We start from the raw sequence: 16,348 nt of genomic DNA, 5'->3' as shown, positions 1-16,348 counted from the left end.
GTTACGTTCACAAACCTGATGAATTCTTCGCTCGACGACATGTCTCGCTTAAGAATTATCAGAGTTTGTGAACTACAGGCTTATAGAATAATCTTATAAGTAACCTCAGAGCTTGATGCCTACAGACTCATAGGATAATTTAAACATTTAGAAACCAATCACATAATCAACACTTTTCAGTACCGTTAATTTTCACAATCCGGTGGTTAACTATAACTCGTAACGCGCTGAGGTTGGAGCGCAGATAAATATTGACCATTGGGGAAACCCGATGCAGATAACGGAGGACATAAAATGAGGAAAAGACTTACTGCATTAATGATGACTGCGGCACTTGCTTGTGGCTCATTGATAGCTTGCGGATCAGATTCCACAACAGCTTATGCCAGTGAAACTATCTACGGCGAGGTAACAGCAGTCAGTGATACGGGATTTACAATCACCGTAGGAACTTATGAAAACAACGAACTTACATTGGGTGAGGAAACAGCAGACATCACAGTAAATGATGACACAACTTACTCTATGGCAATGGGCGGCGGTGAAGCTCCATCAGGTGATGGCGAAGCTCCTACAAAGCCAGATGATGCGGCAACAGAAGAGTCTACAGAAGAGTCTACAGATGAGACAACAGAGGAAACAACAGAAGAAACTACAGATGAAGAGACAACAGAAGATACAGAAGATTCTTCAGATGATACAGCAATGACAGAAGCTACTGTAGAAGCAGGCGCTGAGGCACCAGCAGATGGCGAGGCTCCTTCAGGAGACAAACCAGACGGTGAAGCTCCTTCAGGTGACAAGCCAGAGGGCGAAGCACCATCAGGTGATGGTGAAGCAGCAGAGGGCGAAGCTCCATCAGGCGATGGCGAAGCAGCAGAAGGCGAAGCTCCATCAGGTGACGGGGAAGCACCAGCAGATATGGGCGATGCTCAGACAGAACTTACACTTTCTGATATTGAAGTAGGTACACAGGTTGCAGTTACATTCGACGCAGACGGAAATGTAGAATCAGTAGAAATTCTTGGTGGCACTCAGTCAGCCATGGGTCAGCCAGGTGGAAATATGACATCAGCTGCAGATATTACATACTCAGCGTTATATGAGTACAATGCAGATGAGACTGTAGAGGGCGAGTCAATCGCCTCTACAGGCACTGATGAAAATGCAATCCTTGTAACAGATGGTGAAGTTACAGTTAAGGATTCAACAATTACAAGAACTTCAGATGACAGCACAGGTGGCGACAATTCTAGTTTTTACGGAGTTGGCGCTACTCTTTTAACTACAGGTGGAACACTTACAGTTGACAATGTGACTATTGACTCAGATGCAGCAGGTGGTGCTGGCGTATTCGCATATGGCGATGGTGTGGCTTATGTATCTAATTCAACAATCACAACACAGCAGAACACTTCAGGTGGTATCCACGTAGCAGGTGGCGGTACACTTTACGCTAACGACAACACAGTTGAAACAAACGGCGAATCTTCAGCTGCTATCCGTTCAGACAGAGGCGGCGGAACAATGGTAGTTGATGGTGGTACATACACATCAAACGGTACAGGCTCACCAGCAGTTTACTGTACAGCAGATATCACAATCTCAAACGCCACACTTACAGCAACAGGCGCTGAGGCCGTATGTATTGAAGGTCTCAACTCACTTACACTTACAGATTGCGACTTAACAGGTAACATTCCAACAAGCGAGCAGAATGACTGCGATTGGAACATCATCCTTTACCAGTCAATGTCAGGTGACTCAGAAGTAGGTAACTCTACATTCTCTATGACAGGTGGTAGCATCACTGCAAAGAATGGCGGTATGTTCTACACAACAAATACAGAGTCAACATTCGTTCTTGAAAACGTTGACATCACATACGCTGATGAAAATGATTTCTTCCTTAAGGTTACAGGAAACGCTAACCAGAGAGGTTGGGGAACAAGCGGAGAGAACGGAGCACAGTGCTCATTCACAGCAATCAACCAGGAAATGGAAGGTGACATCATCTGGGATACAATCTCAACACTTGATATGGAAATGACAGATGGTTCAGTTCTTACAGGTGCATTCATCGATGATGAGTCAGCAGCAGGCAACGGTGGCGACGGCTACGCAAACCTCACAATCGATTCTTCATCTAAGTGGATTGTTACAGGCGACTCAGTTCTCACATCACTCACAAACAACGGAACAATCGTTGATGAAGACGGCAACACAGTTTCAATCGTTGGTACAGACGGAACTGTATACGTAGAGGGCACAAGCTCATACACAATTACAGTATCTGAGTACGCAGACTAACATACCCTATAAGCACATTTGAATTCTCTTGTGCTTCGGCCAGCTTACGGACTGGCCTTTTGTTATATCACACAGCAGCTTATGACTATATAAAACAAGAACAGCTGAAGATATATAGTCAAAATCAGCCTTCATGACTATATAAATCAAAAGAAGATGAAAAGATATAGTCAGAAACAGTCAGATTACAACAAATATGACTATATATTCCTGCTCATCACAGAAATATATAGGTTCTTGTTTTTCATCAGAAAAACAAGAAGTCATAGTCATATCACTACTAAATGCACTATAAAATTCAATAACATGAATAATATATAGTCAGAACAAAAAAGGAGACTATAAAATCCAAAAGATATGAAAATATATAGTCATCCTATCGAAGCACGACGAATAACAATCGTCCGAGGCGCCACTATTTGCTCACTACATGCCCAGGATTGCCTACAACTGTGGCTCCGGCAGGAACATCGTGAACAACTACCGCGTTGGCGCCGATGCGGGCACCCTTGCCAACAGTGATAGGCCCGATGATTGCAGCCCCGGCGCCGATGTCTACGCCATCCTCAATTACTGGCACGCCGCGGCCGTTTGTGCCAACAACACAGCCCTGGCGGATTGTAACGCCACTTCCGATGACAGCATCCACGTGAATTACGATGCATGAAAAATGATCAATCATGAACCCAGCCCCGATTGGCTTGATGTGGCTTGGAATATCGATACCATATTTAACAGCAACACTATGAAAGCGAAGCCTGGTGATGAAGGCCATAGGCTTCATCCAGCTATGTGAATTCTGGTAGCAGAGCTTTCTGTACCAGTAGCTCCAAGCATAGCCAGGCTTCATTTTATAGGCTTTGAAACGACCTATAAAAGTATCATCATTTGAATACCTTAAAAAATCACTTCTGAGTAATTCCTTGTATTCTTTTTTTGTCATAAATTATCTCCAATAATGATTGTTAAACAGCATTGCGACTGCCATCATACCTTCTATTGAAATGATCTGTAAATGTCTAGCAGCTTTCCGCAATACTCATTGATATTATTATATTCCATGGCACGCTTGGTTGCACCAGAAGATTTGCTGGCATATAAATCGGCATCAGTCAGAAGAGATGTGATAGCAGCCACAAATTCATCTTTGCCTTCACAGACGAAGCCACAGCTGTCATCCATGATTTTCACTAGTCCGCCGCTGTTTGTGCTGACAACTGGAACTCCAAGAGACATTGCCTCAAGTGCAACTAACCCAAATCCTTCCCACTTAGAAGGCATCATCAAAACTTCTGTGCATGCCATATAGTCATAAGAATTTTTCTTGAATCCTTCCAATACAACCACATCAGAAAGTCCATTATCAACGACAAATTGCTGAAGCTCTGGCATTAACTCACCATCACCTACAATTCGAACTCGCTTCACTAGTCCGGCCTCAGCTAACTCTTTAGCAACCTCAAGCACAAGCATAGGATTCTTTTGCTCTGTAAGACGCCCCACAAAAAGTAAATCACTGTCGTAGCTCTGAAACTCCGAAACTCCAGCGCCATCAGCCCCAAAAAGCTCCTGCTTCACCTGAGCCTTAACTCCATCCACAGAAAAAGGATTTCCCACGATAGTGATAGGGCACTTAATCTTGCTGGTGTAGCGATACTCATCTCTAACAGCATCAGAAACCATCAAAATATGGTCGATATACTTGCAAGCCATCAAATAAGAAATGGTCTTGTAATGAAATTTTTGAATCCATGGTGGATTGTTGTGTAGATGGGAAATGATTGGCACGCTGCCCTTAAGCGCAAAAGCGCAAAGAACGCTAGCTGTGAAATCGTGGGCATGAACCACTGTTGGATGAAACTTTTCAACAGCTGCCTTTATTGAAGCAACATCGAGCTTGTCGATGCCGTAGTAATTGTCGTAAAGACCGATAGATTTGAGCTTGTCCTCTATAGGACCATGAGGAGCCATATAAATGAACTCCTCACGATCAGAAAGACCTTTAATAATTTGACAGACAACGTTCTCTGCCCCTGAATATATTTTGGATTTGATTACATGTAAAATCATGAATTTATTCTCCTGCAATAGAATAGCGGGCGGTATTGCTGCCGTACACATATGTGCTTAAAAATTCGTCAATTTCGCTGAATGACTTAGGGAATTCCATTCCAAATTCCTCAGCAATTTTTCCGTTGTAAAGCTTAACTGAATCATCTGCGCTTCCGTAGCCGATTTTGATTGTTGTAATATCGTCGCCGTTGAATACGCGCACTGCCTTTTTGCCGGCTGCATATCCAAGTGAATATGGGTCAGAGAAAAGTGTTACAAGTGCATTTTCACCGATTGTTGTGTCTCCGGCAACAACAGTAACTTTTGATTCGGTAGCGATTTCTCCGATAACATCCATTTGGTCTGTAAGCATGCTGCCAAATGGAATGTAGATTGCTGAACACTCATCGCATGCTTCCTGGATGCGAGACTCAAGAGTGATTTCTTCTTCCGATTCCTCAGATGAATCACCGTTCGAAGACTTTACGCTAGCAGATTCAGTCGACTCAGCAGATTCTTCCTCGTCCTCTGAAGTTTCATCATCTACCTTGCTAGATGCCCTTACAACCTTGCCGCCAGTCCAGAAATCTGACTGAAGAGCAACTCGTGTAGATGATGGTGAATTCAAACCTAAAACAGAGTCCTCGTTAAGAGCAACTACGTTATTGTCCATTCCCTCTTTTGCAGAGAATGCAACGAATTTACTAGGAGTCAAAGCTGTGGAATTTTGTGCTTCTTCCTCCGCTGAATAATCTGTTGCTGTATCAGAAGCTGGAATCAAATATTCCTTCCAAGGGATTCCTGCCTGATCTAGATATGCTTCGAAAATTTCGTTCTGATAGATGGCATCGGTGTCCTCTGGTGAGAAGAAAATGCCGACAGTCTGTAAATCGTCAGTTGCTTCTATCATAAGAGATACCTGATCAACGATGCTTGGCTTGCTGCTGATACCAGTAACATTTTTGCCTGTAGTCTTGTCCCAGGATTTTCCATCAAGGCTGGCGATTCTAAGTGTGCCCTTGAAATCGATAATGCCAGTGGCGATGATTGGAATGGTATCTGTAGCAGATGTTGCTGATGAAAGTGTCTGCTTTCCAGCAGTGAAAATCATATCCGAACCGTTTTTTACTGCATCTTTTGCAATGGTATCACTGTCTGCATCCTCTGATACAGAAGATGTAGTGATTACAAAATGTTCCTCACCTAGATAATCCGAAAGGGCATCAGAAAAGCCCTTTAGTAGATTTTCATTGTAGGTATTGTCTTCGGATAAGAGTGCTGATATATTATATTGATATGAATCCTCAGTGGATTCTTCATTAACTTCTTTTTCAGACTCGGATTCGTTGTTGCTTCCACAGGCAACTGTTGAAAGACCGAGAGTAGCAGCTAATGCTATGCTTAAAAATCTTTTTTTCATATTGTTCCTTTCAAAGATTCAGTTACTAAATAATAATTAGAAATCCCAAATTAGTCAAATAGGAGTCTTATGAAACAATTCGACAAAGGTATTATAGACTTTTGCCTAGAGTTATTATATCCAAAACGATGTGTGGCTTGCGATAAAGTTTTATTAAAAATAGAAAAAGATATGGGAATCTGCAAGGAATGCGCCCCAAAAGTGAAACTGGTGGGAGGTACCTATTGCATAAAATGCGGCGGCCCTATCAATAATCCGTCTGAAGAATTCTGTAATAATTGCAAGGAAAACAAGCATCATTTTGATCAGGCAAAAGCAGTGTTCAGATACACAGGTGGCATGAAGGAAGCCATGTACCGCTTCAAGTATTCTAATAGGAGATGTTACGGCAAAGTTTTTGCAACTCACGCATTGAGAAACTATGGCAGTTGGCTAAAGGCCATTAATGTAGATGCAATTGTGCCGGTGCCTATGTACGGCCCCAAAGAAAAGAAGCGCGGATACAACCAGGCAGAGGTGTTTGCAAAGGCGCTAAGTAAGGCAACAGGCATACCCATCGCTAATAAAATTGTCAGACGAGAAAGAGATACTGTTGCAATGAAAGAACTAAATAGTACAAAAAGAAAGAAAAATCTGTTAAAAGCTTTTATACTAACGGAAAATGTTGTACAATTTAGAAAAGTACTTATAGTTGATGATATTTACACAACTGGCACAACGATGGACGAAGTGGCCAGGGTGTTGAAGAGCGGGGGAGTAAAAGAGGTATTTGGTATGTGCGTCTGCATTGGCGAGTGCAGCGACTAAAGTAGGAGGAATCATCTATGGAGGTACGTAATTGTAGAACTTGTGGCAGATTGTTCAATTATATAGGAGGCAATCCTAACATGTGCCCTGCATGTCGCGACGATTTGGAGAAGAAGTTCCAGGAGGTAAAGAGTTATATCCAGGATAATCCACGTGCTAGCATTCAGCAGATTTCAGAAGACAATGAAGTTAGCACAAATCAGCTTCGTCAGTGGATTCGTGAGGAAAGATTACAGTTTACTGACGATTCACCAATCGGTATCGAGTGCGAAAACTGTGGCGCTAGTATCAAAACCGGTAGATTCTGCGAAAATTGTAAAAATACTATGGCAAATTCTCTGGCTCAATCTATTGAAAAACCAAAGCCAATTGAGGAGCCAAAGAAAAAACCAGATAATAAAAATAAGATGCGTTTCCTTGAAAAATAGTGCATTAATTCAAATACCTGCTAGCAAAAGCTAGTGGGTATTTCTTTTTCAGCCAATTTTATGCTATACTCATTCTGTATTACTAGGTAAAAAGATGAGAGGATTGTTATGATAAATGAAGAGCGCGTAAAGCACATGACATCCATGGCCATTTTTGAAAAAGAATTAGGCCCTGAATATCAGCCTATGCTTCGCTACTCCAAAAAAGAATACATAGCTCTACATGGCTGGGGAGGCTTCCTCGCCGGCACAGTATTTTTTGCGGTTATTTATGTAGGAATTGTTTTGTATATTACAGGCAATATCCTTGAGAATATCACCACAATGTATATTTTACTTATGATTTTAATTGGGCTACTTGTGTACGCTTTGTACATCATCGTACATGTTCACAATACCCGTCGCAGGGCTGCAAAGCAGTACAGAATGGGCAAACGTCTCATCAAAGAATTGGCAGCTAAATACTCAAAGCTCAACCTCATGTACGAGGATGAAGCTCAACAGACCAAACCATTACTTGCTAGAAACAAAGAAGAAATATACTAAAGGATCAATATAAAATGAACGCATTTATCAGATTACGAGATGACATTAGAAGATTCATTCTCTCCAGAGAAATGATTTTTTTGAAAATATGGAGCGCACTTATTGCCTTCGTAGGTCTTATGTGCATCAAATCCAACTTTGGCTACAATGATACAGTTAGCCAGCTTTGGGTTTCTATTATCATTACCATAATAAGCGCATTTTTCCCTATTCAGGGTGTTTCCCTAATTTTATTGTTAGTTTTATTGATTGATTTAGCGGAGCTTGGTGCTCAGGTTGCTCTTGTTGCACTAGCATTGGTGGTCATTGGCTATCTCGTTTGTGCATATTTTAGAAGCAAAAATACTTACAATATGGTCATGGTTCCAGTGTGCTATTCATTCCATTCACCATATGTTATGGCACTTGGCACTGGCCTTATGTCAAATATCAACGAGCTTTGCTCAGTTATCTGCGGAACAGTTACCGCATACTACTTACACGTAATCAAAAACAATGCAGCTGCAATCCTTGATGAGACTAGCGATGTTTCAGTCTTTTCTTTATTAAATGAGCAGCTTCTTAAGAGCAAGATGTTCTACTTCTTCTTGGCTGCCATGGTTGCAATGTTTTTAGTTGTTTATTTACTTCGTCAGGCTAGCATCAATATGTCATGGATAGTTGCAAACTTTGCAGGCGTTGCCGTAGAGTTCATTATCATGATTGCAGGATTTTTGCTCACTAGCCAAAAGGGCGAAATTCCAGGGCTCATCCTTGGCAACATTATCGTCTTAGTTGTAGGTTTCATTTTGAATTACTTCATTCTTGATTTGGACTACTCACGAATTGAAAAGGTTCAGTTTGAGGATGATGATTATTATTACTATGTAACTGCAGTACCAAAGATCAGAATTGTAGAAGAAGAAAAAGAAGTAAAGAAAATATAATCCCCGACAGGGTAGTAAGGAAGTGGATCATTGGTTGATTTTGTCAATGCTGTAGATGCCTTCATCGATGATTATTTCAATGTAAATATTCCAGATGTTTCCATTACAGATGTAATTGAAATTTTCATAATTGCATACTTCGTATATCACTTATTGGTATGGGTGAAAAACAGCAGGGTTTGGATGCTTATCAGAGGCGTCATTTTTATCATGCTGTTTTTTGTGCTTGCAGCAATCTTTCAGATGAACACTATCCTTTGGTTGGGCGAACGATTTGTATCAGTCGCTGTTACAGTGCTGATTGTAGTTTTCCAGCCAGAGCTTCGTCGAGCATTGGAGCAAATTGGTCGACGCAAAATCACATCACTTTTCACTTGGAACTTGCTTAAGCCAGGCGCTAAGAAATTCGACGACTCAACCATCACCGGTATGGTTTCTGCATGCTACGAAATGGGCGCAGTTAAAACTGGAGCTCTTATTGTTGTTGAAAACGATATGCAGCTTACAGAATTCGAAAGAACAGGAATCAGTCTGGACGCTCTTGTAACCAGACAGCTTCTTATCAATATATTCGAGAAAAACACACCACTTCATGATGGTGCTGTTATCGTCAGAGGAGACAGAGTTGTTTCTGCAACATGTTATCTTCCTCTTTCAGACAACATGGCTTTGTCAAAGGATTTGGGAACTCGCCACAGAGCAGCTGTTGGTATCAGTGAGGTTTCCGATTCCCTTACAATTGTTGTTTCAGAAGAAACTGGAACAGTATCATACGCAAGAGAGGGACGCATCGTCCGTGACGTCAAGGAGGATGAGCTTATTGCAGAGCTTAAGCGCATTCAGAATCCAGACGTAGAAGAGGACGGCACAGCCCATACTTCGGAAGGAGGTATGGCATGAAGCAAAAGATTATTAATGCCCTTACAAAGGACGTAGGACTTAAGATTTTAGCAGTTGTATTTTCCTTCCTGCTTTGGTTGGTTGTTGTAAATATCGACGACCCAACCCAGACCAGGACATTCACGGCTGTTGTTACAGTCACCAATGCAGATGTCCTAAAGGAGGCAGGAAAGCTTTATGAAATAAAGGATGGCGTCAACACAGTCAGCTTCCGAGTTACTGCAAAGCGTTCCATCATTGAAAAGCTTTCTCCTTCAGATTTCTCTGCTACAGCAGATATGAACAGTCTGGAAAATGAGGAGCGTATCCCTGTCACAATTGCGGCCAAATCCTACGCAAACTACATCACCATCTCAAGCAAGCAAAACTACCTATATGTAGTTCTTGAGGATGAGCAGACAGAACGATTCGTTATCGAGGCACAGACTACAGGTACAATTGAAACTGGCCTGACGGTGGATTCTGTCACAAGCAGCCCTACTGTTATCACAGTTACTGGTCCTGAGGATGTGGTTTCTACAATTGATAAAGTAGTTGCTTCAGCCAACATCACAGGTGTTACAAGCAACTTTACAGAAAGTGTTATTCCGAAGTTCTACGATTCAGAAGGCGAAGAAGTGGATTCAAAGGAACTTACGCTTTCGGTGTCTACAGTTAGTGTTAGTGTTACCTTCTCTAATATCAAAACTGTGGATTTAGTAGTCAAGACAAGCGGCACGCTGGATAGCAGCCTGACTCTTGATTCCATTAAAACTGATCCTTCATCAGTCGGTATAAAGGGAGAGGCGACAGCCCTTAATGATGTCACTTCAATCACAATACCTGATACAGTTATCAACCTTTCAGATTTGACTGGTTCATTTACCACCACGGTAGATATTTCATCTTACCTGCCTGAAGGCATCACTTTGGCAGATGGCTCGTCATCAAAGGTTACAATATATGTGTTGATGTCTGGCGAAACAGCTTCCACAGCAGAAGTCAGTGCAGACAACATTTCACTTACAAACATTCCTGAAGGGCTTGCAGTTTCGCTGGATGTTTCTTCAGTGACAGTCAATGTATTCGGCACATCCGATGCACTTTCAGCTTTGGATGCAAGCAGCATCAAAGGCACAATTGACTGCACCAACCTTACAGTTGGGGAATCACAGACAGTTGTGGTTCAGTTTGAAAATATTGAAGGGGTCACCATTCAAAATACATCGGTGACAGTTACCGTTATTGAAGATACATCAGCGGCAACAGAAGATTCAGAGGAGTAATATGGGAAGATTATTTGGAACAGATGGAGTCAGAGGAGTTGCTGGCTCAGAACTTACTATTGAGCTTGCAAAGGCTTTAGGCCAGGCAGGCGCTTATGTACTTACAAAAGAAGCATCACATCAGCCTACAATCATCGTAGGATGCGATACACGAATCTCAGGAACAATGCTTGCTTCAGCACTTATGAGTGGTATCTGCTCAGTTGGTGCTAATGCAGTTTATGTAGGAGTTCTTCCTACACCAGCAATCGCTTACTTGACACGTAAGCACAAGGTAGACGCTGGAGTTGTTATTTCTGCCAGCCACAATCCAATGGAATTCAACGGAATCAAGTTCTTCAATGGCGAAGGCTTCAAGCTTTCAGATGCACTTGAGGATGAAATTCAGGAGCTCATCGAGAGCGATATGAAGGGCATCAGCCTTCCAACTGGCGCAGAAATCGGAAAGGTAGATTTCAGATTTGACCTCGGCCGTGAGTATGTTGATTTCTTAAAGCAGACAGTACCTATGGACTTGTCAGGATTAAAGATTGTTATCGACTGTGCAGAGGGCGCTTCTTACAGAACTAGCGTTGCTTGCCTTTCAGAGATGGGCGCAGAGCTTATCACAATCCACAACAATCCAGACGGCACAAACATCAACTCAAACTGCGGAAGTACACACATGGATGAGCTTAAAGCACGTGTTGTTGCAGAGAATGCTAACATCGGTCTTGCATTTGATGGCGATGCCGACAGAATGCTTGCTGTAGATGAAAAGGGACGTCTTGTTGATGGCGACCAGGTAATGGCTATCTGCGCAAAGCACATGAAGGATAAGGGCACACTTAAGAAAAACACATGTGTAGTTACAGTAATGACAAACCTTGGATTCACTTTGATGGCGAAGGAACAGGGCATCAATGTTGAGTCAACAAAGGTTGGCGATAGATATGTTTTGGAAAACATGCTTGCAAACGGTTATAATATCGGCGGCGAGCAGAGTGGTCACGTTATCTTCTTAGATGACAACACTACAGGTGATGGACTCCTTTCAGCCCTTCACTTACTCAGAGTTCTTGTGGAGACAGGCAAGTCACTTTCTGAGCTTGCTTCTATTATGGAAGTATTACCTCAGGCACTTGTCAATGCCAAGGTACCAAACCACAAGAAAGAAAGCTACATGGAGTATCCTGAAATTGCAAAGGCAATCGGCGAGCTTGAGGCTAAGTTCGCTGGCGAAGGACGTGTACTCATCCGCCCATCAGGCACAGAGCCACTCGTTCGTGTTATGATTGAAGGCAAGAATCAGGAAGAAATCGACGCAGATGCACACGCATTGGCTGAATTGATTACTAACACAATGTTGTAGACTAAACTAGGAATATTGAGATGGTTTCAAGAAAAGTAAAGATTGTTAATGCAACAGGCTTGCACCTAAGACCGGCAGGGGTCTTATGCGAGACTGCCATGAAATATACTTCTAAGGTTACATTCACAACTGATAATCATTACGAGGCGAATGCAAAATCAGTACTAGGAGTGCTGGGGGCATGCGTCAAAGCCGGCGAAGAAATCACTATCATCTGCGATGGCGAGGACGAAGCCGCAGCCTTGGAGGATATCGTCAATTCTATCGAGGGAGGACTCGGAGAATAGTTACTTATTTAATCAAGTTAATGTTTTTGTTGCAAGCCCATCAAATGGTCTTGTTCAACAAATTCATACATAGACAAAAGGTAGCATGCACAAAGAGTATAAATAGCTTGTAGCTATAAAGCTCTGAGTGTTGCTGCAGGAGACGTGTTAGTCGACGAAAGCAATACTCAGGCTTGAGAGCGTAACAAGCGAGAAATAGACTTAGGGCATGCGAGCATAAGACTAGGAGGAAGAATAATGTTGAACTACAAGCGTTACAAAGCAAACCCAGTGTTAGAGTTTCCACAGCGTACATGGCCTAACAAGCAGATTACCAAAGCTCCAATTTGGTGCTCAGTAGACCTACGTGACGGCAACCAAGCCCTCGTCGAACCAATGAACGTCGACGAAAAAATGGAACTATTCGACCTCCTACTAAAACTTGGCTTCAAAGAAATCGAGATTGGCTTCCCTGCAGCAAGCCAAATAGAATTTGACTTTTTAAGACAACTTGTTAAGGAAAATAAAATCCCTTCAGACGTTAAGGTTCAGGTACTTTCTCAGTGCCGCGAGGAACTGATCGACCGCACATTTGAGGCTATTCAGGGAATACCAAATGTTATTTTCCACATTTACAATTCCACATCAACTCTTCAAAGAGATGTGGTTTTCAATGCAGACAAAGACGAGATTATCGAAATTGCCAAAGCAGGCACACAGATGGTAAAGGACAGACTTGACCGTTACAACGGCAACCTTCAGCTTGAGTATTCACCAGAATCATTCACAGGCACAGAGGTTGAGTTCGCCCTTGATATTTGTACAGCTGTTCAGGATACATGGAATCATGCAACAGATGCACCTATCATCTTCAACCTGCCAGCCACAGTAGAGATGAACACACCAAACGTTTATGCTGATCAGATTGAATGGATGAGCACTCACTTTAAAGACAGAGAAAACATCATCCTTTCAATTCATCCTCACAACGATAGAGGTACAGGCGTTGCTATCACAGAGCTTGGACTTCTTGCAGGTGCGGACCGCGTGGAAGGTACACTTCTCGGAAATGGTGAGCGTACAGGTAATGTAGATATTCTTACAATTGCTTACAACATGTTCTCTCAGGGTGTTGATCCTGAGCTTGAGCTTGATGATATAAAAGAAATCGTGGAGGTATGTGAGAGAGTCACAAAGATGCCTACCGATGCAAGACATCCTTATGCAGGCGAGCTTGTATTTACAGCTTTCTCTGGTTCACATCAGGATGCAATCAACAAGGGCGTTTCTGCAATGCGCAGTCGCCAGAATATGTATTGGGAGGTGCCATATCTTCCAATCGACCCAGCCGATATCGGAAGAAAGTACGAGCCAGTGGTTCGTATCAACAGCCAGTCTGGAAAGGGCGGCGTTGCTTTCGTTATGGATACAGTTTACGGCTTCAAGCTTCCAAAGAAGATGCAGCGTGAATTTGCTGATGTTGTTCAGTACATTTCAGAAAAGCAGGGCGGCGAGGTTACACCTCAGCGCATTATGGAGGCATTCAAGTCTCAGTACTTGGAAAACAAGGAGCCACTTACACTGGAATATGTTGTTATCAAGGACGACAAGGATACCGACGATACAGTTGCTATTCTTGACTTCAGCTACCACGGAGAGAAATTCCACTCAGAGGCTGAAGGAAACGGTCCTATCGATGCTGTTAAGCTTGCAATTAAGCAGTGCGTACCAGAGCTTGACTTCTCACTTATTGACTACACCGAGCATACACTTGCTCAAGCACAGGGTTCTGGAGCAAAGGCTGCAGCATACATCGAGATGCGCGACGAGCGTCATGGCAACACCACATTTGGCGTTGGCGTAAGCTCAAATATTACTCGTGCCTCAATTCGCAGTATGTTTAGTGCTTATAATCGTCTTATAGCGAAAGCTAAAGACATTTAAAATAGCAAATAATTTGCATAAAGTTAAAGAGGAAATAAAATGAGAAAGATTTTAGTAACAGGATGCAACGGCCAGCTTGGTCGTGCCATTCAGAAAGAGTATGGAAATGAAGTTGAATTCATACTTACAGACGTAGTTGAAGGAGAAAAAATCTCTCCACTCAACATCATGGATCTGGAAGAAGTTCTTAGCTTCGTAGAAGATAAGAAGCCAGATGTCATCATCAACTGCGCAGCAGCTACAAATGTAGACGGCTGTGAAAAGGATTGGGATTTTGCTTACAAGCTTAATGCACTTGGTCCTAGAAACTTGGCAATTGCAGCTTCAAAGGTAGGAGCAAAGCTTGTGCATGTCAGCACAGACTATGTTTTCCCTGGCAATGCAACAAAGCCTATCACAGAGTTTGATCAGCCAGCACCAATCAGTGCATACGGCAAGACAAAATACGAAGGTGAAAAGTTTGTTCAGCAGTTTGCAGACAAGTGGTTTATCGTACGTACAGCATGGCTTTACGGCGATGGCAAGAACTTCGTTAAAACTATGCTTTCTCTTGCAGAGACACATGATGAGCTTTCAGTTGTTTGCGACCAGCTTGGTTCGCCAACATCTGCAGTTGAGCTTGCCCGCATGATTCATCACCTTGAGCCTACAGAAAACTATGGTATTTTCCATGGCACATGCGAAGGTGACACAAACTGGGCAGATTTCACAGAAGAAATCTTCAAGCTCAAGGGTATCAATGTAAAGGTCAACCACGTTACTAGCGAAGAGTACAAAAAGATGAACCCAGCTAGTGCCGACAGACCTCACTACAGCATCCTCGACAACTACATGCTTCGTCTTACAAGCGGCTACAAGATGGCCGACTGGAAGGACGCCCTCCGCGAGTACCTCGCATAAACCGTTAATGGACGCATGAAACCTTTTTCACGCGTTTAATAAATATATTACGTTAATCGTTGTTCGAATGAACAATTATTAAATAGAATTTAATTAGATTTTTAAGTAGGATTTTCTATGTAGATTAAAAAAATCCGAGAAAGGAATTTAAAATGAGAACATATTTAGTGACAGGTGGAGCTGGTTTCATCGGCTCAAATTACATTCATTACATGTTTAAGAAATATGATAATGAAATCCGTATCATCAACGTAGATAAGCTTACATACGCAGGTAACCTTGAGAACCTCAAGGACGTTGAAAACCGCGATAACTATACATTCGTAAAGGCTGATATCTGCGATAAGGAAGCTATCCGCAAGATCTTTGCTGAGAATGACATCGATAGAGTTGTTCATTTTGCAGCTGAGTCACACGTTGACCGTTCAATCAAGAATCCAGAAGTTTTCGTACAGACAAACGTACTTGGTACAGCTGTAATGCTTAACTGTGCAAAGGAAGCTTGGGAGCTTCCTGATGGCACATTCAAGGAAGGTAAGAAGTTCCTTCACGTTTCAACAGACGAAGTTTATGGATCACTTCCAGATGATGACAACGCTTTCTTCTATGAGACAAGCCCATACGATCCACATTCACCATACTCAGCTTCAAAGGCTTCATCAGACATGCTTGTAAAGGCTTACATGGATACATACAAGTTCCCTGCAAACATTACAAACTGCTCTAACAACTATGGCCCTTACCAGTTCCCAGAGAAGCTCATTCCACTTATCATCAACAATGCGCTTCAGGGCAAGGACCTTCCAGTATACGGTGATGGAAAGAATGTTCGTGACTGGTTATACGTAGAGGATCACGCTAAGGGAATCGATATGGTTCAGGAGCAGGGTAAGCTTTTTGAGACATACAACATCGGTGGACACAACGAGAAGCAGAACATCGAGATCATCCACATCATCCTTGATACACTTCAGGAGATGCTTCCAGAGGGAGATCCACGTAAGGAGCTCGTATCTGAGAAACTTATCAAGTACGTTACAGACCGTAAGGGACATGATCGTCGTTACGCTATCGCTCCAGACAAGATTAAGGCTGCAGTAGGCTGGTATCCAGAGACATGCTTCGAAGAGGGCATCAAGAAGACAATCAAGTGGTTCTTCGAGCACGAAGAGTGGATGAAGAACGTAACGAGCGGCGACTATCAGAAATACTATAACGAAATGTACAAATAGC

The 16,348-nt window shown here is 42.5% G+C and carries 15 protein-coding genes; 12 read left to right on the top strand and 3 right to left on the bottom strand.

Annotated features, from left to right (window positions below; all coding sequences use genetic code 11):
• The first annotated feature begins 294 nt into the window (after window positions 1-294).
• On the top strand, window positions 295-2,310 hold the full coding sequence (locus E7274_RS03030; RefSeq protein ID WP_304173614.1) for a right-handed parallel beta-helix repeat-containing protein: 2,016 nt from the start codon (window positions 295-297) through the stop codon (window positions 2,308-2,310).
• A gap of 415 nt (window positions 2,311-2,725) precedes the next feature.
• Here the strand turns inward: E7274_RS03030 and E7274_RS03025 are convergent, their stop codons facing one another.
• From E7274_RS03025 to E7274_RS03015, 3 genes are read right to left on the bottom strand one after another with little or no spacing between them, the layout of a single operon-like run.
• Window positions 2,726-3,253: a serine O-acetyltransferase gene (locus E7274_RS03025; protein ID WP_304173611.1), complete on the bottom strand. Its 528-nt coding sequence runs from the start codon at window positions 3,251-3,253 to the stop codon at window positions 2,726-2,728.
• A 53-nt stretch (window positions 3,254-3,306) separates the two neighbouring features.
• The gene (locus E7274_RS03020; RefSeq protein WP_304173609.1) at window positions 3,307-4,380 is read right to left on the bottom strand and encodes a glycosyltransferase; all 1,074 of its coding nucleotides are present in this window, start codon (window positions 4,378-4,380) and stop codon (window positions 3,307-3,309) included.
• A gap of 4 nt (window positions 4,381-4,384) precedes the next feature.
• Entirely contained in the window at window positions 4,385-5,782 is a 1,398-nt protein-coding gene (locus E7274_RS03015) for an ABC transporter substrate-binding protein (RefSeq protein ID WP_304173607.1), read from the bottom strand.
• Window positions 5,783-5,851: 69 nt separating this feature from the next.
• On the opposite strand from E7274_RS03015, the gene E7274_RS03010 reads away from it, so the two are divergent.
• From E7274_RS03010 to rfbB, 11 genes are all read left to right on the top strand, one after another.
• Entirely contained in the window at window positions 5,852-6,589 is a 738-nt protein-coding gene (locus E7274_RS03010; protein WP_304173606.1) for a ComF family protein, read from the top strand.
• Between the two features lie 17 nt (window positions 6,590-6,606).
• Window positions 6,607-7,017, top strand: a complete 411-nt coding sequence (locus E7274_RS03005) for a FeoC-like transcriptional regulator (RefSeq protein ID WP_044938876.1) — start codon at window positions 6,607-6,609, stop codon at window positions 7,015-7,017.
• Between the two features lie 108 nt (window positions 7,018-7,125).
• The gene (locus E7274_RS03000; RefSeq protein ID WP_304173604.1) at window positions 7,126-7,563 is read left to right on the top strand and encodes a hypothetical protein; all 438 of its coding nucleotides are present in this window, start codon (window positions 7,126-7,128) and stop codon (window positions 7,561-7,563) included.
• Between the two features lie 14 nt (window positions 7,564-7,577).
• Window positions 7,578-8,489, top strand: a complete 912-nt coding sequence (locus E7274_RS02995) for a hypothetical protein (RefSeq protein ID WP_090395170.1) — start codon at window positions 7,578-7,580, stop codon at window positions 8,487-8,489.
• A 30-nt stretch (window positions 8,490-8,519) separates the two neighbouring features.
• A complete protein-coding gene (cdaA, locus tag E7274_RS02990) occupies window positions 8,520-9,389 on the top strand; it encodes a diadenylate cyclase CdaA (RefSeq protein ID WP_143063545.1) in 870 nt (289 codons plus the stop codon).
• On the top strand, window positions 9,386-10,654 hold the full coding sequence (locus tag E7274_RS02985; RefSeq protein WP_304173602.1) for a CdaR family protein: 1,269 nt from the start codon (window positions 9,386-9,388) through the stop codon (window positions 10,652-10,654). The genes cdaA and E7274_RS02985 overlap by 4 nt, the downstream gene beginning before the upstream one ends.
• A 1-nt stretch (window position 10,655) precedes the next feature.
• Window positions 10,656-12,005, top strand: a complete 1,350-nt coding sequence (glmM, locus tag E7274_RS02980) for a phosphoglucosamine mutase (protein WP_044938866.1) — start codon at window positions 10,656-10,658, stop codon at window positions 12,003-12,005.
• A gap of 20 nt (window positions 12,006-12,025) precedes the next feature.
• A complete protein-coding gene (locus E7274_RS02975) occupies window positions 12,026-12,292 on the top strand; it encodes an HPr family phosphocarrier protein (protein WP_044938863.1) in 267 nt (88 codons plus the stop codon).
• A gap of 237 nt (window positions 12,293-12,529) precedes the next feature.
• Window positions 12,530-14,215: a 2-isopropylmalate synthase gene (leuA, locus tag E7274_RS02970; protein ID WP_304173600.1), complete on the top strand. Its 1,686-nt coding sequence runs from the start codon at window positions 12,530-12,532 to the stop codon at window positions 14,213-14,215.
• 39 nt (window positions 14,216-14,254) lie between these two features.
• Window positions 14,255-15,115 (top strand): dTDP-4-dehydrorhamnose reductase, encoded by an 861-nt coding sequence (gene rfbD, locus E7274_RS02965; protein WP_044938858.1) that lies wholly within the window; start codon window positions 14,255-14,257, stop codon window positions 15,113-15,115.
• A 152-nt stretch (window positions 15,116-15,267) separates the two neighbouring features.
• Complete coding sequence (rfbB, locus tag E7274_RS02960) at window positions 15,268-16,347, top strand: dTDP-glucose 4,6-dehydratase (RefSeq protein ID WP_304173598.1); 1,080 nt, start codon at window positions 15,268-15,270, stop codon at window positions 16,345-16,347.
• Window position 16,348 lies beyond the last annotated feature (1 nt).

Source organism: Pseudobutyrivibrio ruminis (genome assembly GCF_015057245.1).
GTDB classification, from domain to species: Bacteria; Bacillota; Clostridia; order Lachnospirales; family Lachnospiraceae; genus Pseudobutyrivibrio; species Pseudobutyrivibrio ruminis_E.
Note: the sequence above shows the minus strand (reverse complement) of the source record. Positions and strands in the feature narration are given on the sequence as shown.